Here is a 2,886-nt window from a genome sequence, read left to right as displayed (position 1 = left end):
GAGCGACGAGGACAAGCCGGGAGTGATTCTCGACTACGACGCAGCCGGCAACATCGTATCGATCGAAGTCCTCGACGCCTCGAGGCGAGTCGAAGAACCGAGCAAAGTGACGGTTCAGACGGAAGGGTTGTGAGAAGTGCCGTGACCCGGCGCCCGTGACCCGCGCAGAGATCTTGTGAGGTCACGGCTCGAAAAACTACGGCACAAGCCCGTGCTTGATGGCGAAGTGGACCAGCTCCGCGTTGCTCTTCACCCCGAGCGACTCCATCATGCGGTACTTGTGGAACTCCACGGTCCGCGCGGAGATGTCGAGCGCGGTCGCGATCTCCTTCGCCGACCTGCCTTCCGCGAGCAACTGAAGGATCTCGCGCTGGCGCAGTGTGAGCGACGCGATGGGGTCGGCCGCGCGTTCCGGTTGGCGCTTGATCGACTCGAGAACCTCGCCCGCGAGGACGGGTGTGATGAACGCGCGCCCTTGCAACGCCGCCTACACGGCCAGTGTCAGTTCCGCCGGCGCCGAGTGCTTCAGCACGAAGCCCAAAGCGCCCGCATCCAGTGCGCGCCGCGCGTAGGTAGCGTCGCGGTGCATGGTGAGGAAAACCACGCGCACGTCCGGATTGTCGCGCTTCAACTCTACGAGCGCGTGGATGCCGTTCAAATGCGACATGGTGATGTCGGCAACGATCACGTCGGGCCGCAACGTCCGCGCGGCCGCCACCATGGCGCGGCCATCTTCCACGACGCCCACCAGGTCGAACTCCTCGGCGAGAAGAGCCTTCAGCGCCTCGGCGACGAGCCGGTGATCATCGGCGAGCAGCACCCGCGGGCGATTCACGTCGCCGCGCTCCGCAGCGGCACCCACGCCACCACGGTGGTGCCGTGGCCGGGGGCGCTTTCGATGTCGAGCTTGCCGCCCAGCAAGCGGACGCGCTCGCGCATACTCATCTGACCGAGGCTCGGACGTTCATTGCTGCGCGCCGCGTCGAAGCCGCGCCCATCGTCGCGCACGGCGAGCTGCAGCCCGCCGTCGAAGGCCGCGAGCGACACGACGGCCGCATGCGCCTGGGCGTGACGGGCGATGTTGCGCAGCGCTTCCTGGGCCACGCGAAACAGGCAGAGCGCCGGCTCACGGGGCAGCGGCTGCGGGAGGTCACGCACGTCGACCTCCACGGCGATCGACGCCTGACGGGACAGCCGGTCGCACTCGGCCTGCAGCGCCGCCGCGAGGCCGAGCTCGTCGAGCACCGAGGGATGTAGCCGGTACGACAGGGCGTGCACGTCCTCGGAGAGACGCACCAGCTCCTCGCGCAGCGAACGCGCAATCCCCTCGGCCGGTGCGACACTCGCGCCGCGTTCGATGCGGGCGGCGTCGATCGCGAGCCGGGCAAGCCGCTGCGTCATGTCGTCGTGCAGCTCGCGGGCCAGGCGTCGCCGCTCGTCCTCGTGCGCCGTGAGCAGATGGCCTGCCAGTGCGGCAGACTTGCTTTCCGCCCGCCGGGCTCGAGCACGCTGGACGAGCAAGCCGGCAATCAGCGCGGCCTGGAGCAGGACAATGCCAACCGTGGACAGAATCACTAGCTTGTGCTGCTCCCACAGCGAGGGCGGACGGAAGCGCACCTCGCTTCGTTCTGGAAGCCGTGACTCCGGAATGCCCCAGCGCGCGAGCGCGCGCCAATCGTAGACCGGTCTGGTCATCTCCTCCAGGACCATCCTGTCCGCCGGTGGATCGCCAGCAAGGATGCGATGGGCGAGCTGAGCGGCGACCACCCCCGTTTCCCGCATGGCAATAAACGGCCCCCCCGACGATACCATCGCCGAGCTGGCTCTCGAAGGCGCCGAACACCGGAGCACTCGACGCGGCACGCACGACCGCGAGTGCCTGCCCGCTCTCATGCGGCACGCCGTCCGCACCCACCGTGAACATCCCGTAGAGCACCGCCGAGCGGGGTGGCAGCGCGGCCACGCGCTGGCCCAGGTGCTCTAGCGTCAGATCGCTCAACCAGACCAGCCGGATGCGATCGGCAAGCGGTGCCAGGTCCCGCTGCAGCTCTTTCAGCCAGAACTGTTCGAATGCCGAGGAACCCATGATGACGGCAAGCATCGTCGTGTCGGGCAGGAGTTGGAGCATGTTCTCGGCAATCAGTGGGAAGTCGGCATTCACCGCGGCCACGCGGTCTCTCGCGCCGAGACGGATCTCCTGCGCGACACGCTGGTCCGCGCCCACGAGGAGCAGCACTGCATCCGGATAGAGAGATTGCCGATGCCGCAAATAGAAGCGCGCCGCAGGCGCACCGATCGCGACCACCAGCTCTGGTGGGGAGGCCTCATAGCGAGCCCGAAGGAACTCGACGAACGGACGCTCGTCCTCGGACGTCCTCAATCGTTCGACATCGAGAGAGGCTTCGTGAAAGACGATGCGCTCCGGCGTGAGCGTCGCGAGCTCGCTTCGGAAAGCAGGTGCGACGACGTTGAAGGGCGCGAAATCACGCCCGAAAGAGTGGAGGATCAGGATGTGCCGGGGCGACGCTGCTTCCACGCCGAGGGCGACGAACGCCAGCAACAGAAGTACATGCCTGAACCAGATCGGAGGCGGCGGATCGCGCATCGGGCTCAATCTGACCTACGAGGCGCGATCCTGGGCGTAGCGCGCAAACTCACTGCTGCGACACAGTCAGTGCGCGGACGGCTTGAGCGATGTCGTGGCCGAGTTGGGCGAGTGCTTTGGAGTGAGCGGCGGCCAGTAGCTCGTAGCCGGGGTCTGGGCTGGGTTCGGTGAGGGTCGTGCGCCCGCTCTGGCTCACCCCGTCGCGCGTGCGCCGCACGCTCCACACCGCATCGAGCAGCACCGCCTGCCCCGGGGTGGACTCGAAGCGCTGCACGCCGATC

At 67.4% G+C, this 2,886-nt stretch carries 3 protein-coding genes and 1 pseudogene; 1 reads left to right on the top strand and 3 read right to left on the bottom strand.

Going from position 1 to position 2,886, the window contains the following annotated elements:
• Positions 1–133: DUF2283 domain-containing protein (locus JNK68_12075; GenBank protein ID MBL8541091.1), on the top strand; the 133-nt coding region annotated here is incomplete at its 5' end.
• A 63-nt stretch (positions 134–196) separates the two neighbouring features.
• On the opposite strand, the pseudogene JNK68_12070 reads toward JNK68_12075, so the two are convergent.
• From JNK68_12070 to JNK68_12060, 3 genes and pseudogenes are all read right to left on the bottom strand, one after another.
• Positions 197–835: pseudogene (locus JNK68_12070) on the bottom strand (response regulator transcription factor).
• On the bottom strand, positions 832–1,695 hold the full coding sequence (locus JNK68_12065) for a sensor histidine kinase (GenBank protein ID MBL8541090.1): 864 nt from the start codon (positions 1,693–1,695) through the stop codon (positions 832–834). Before JNK68_12065 ends, JNK68_12070 begins: the two are co-directional and overlap by 4 nt.
• A 959-nt stretch (positions 1,696–2,654) precedes the next feature.
• Positions 2,655–2,886 (bottom strand): membrane integrity-associated transporter subunit PqiC (locus tag JNK68_12060; GenBank protein MBL8541089.1); only part of this gene is annotated, 232 nt, incomplete at its 5' end.

The sequence above is a fragment of the Betaproteobacteria bacterium genome (assembly GCA_016791345.1).
GTDB lineage: Bacteria > Pseudomonadota > Gammaproteobacteria > Burkholderiales > JAEUMW01 > JAEUMW01.
Note: the sequence above shows the minus strand (reverse complement) of the source record. Positions and strands in the feature narration are given on the sequence as shown.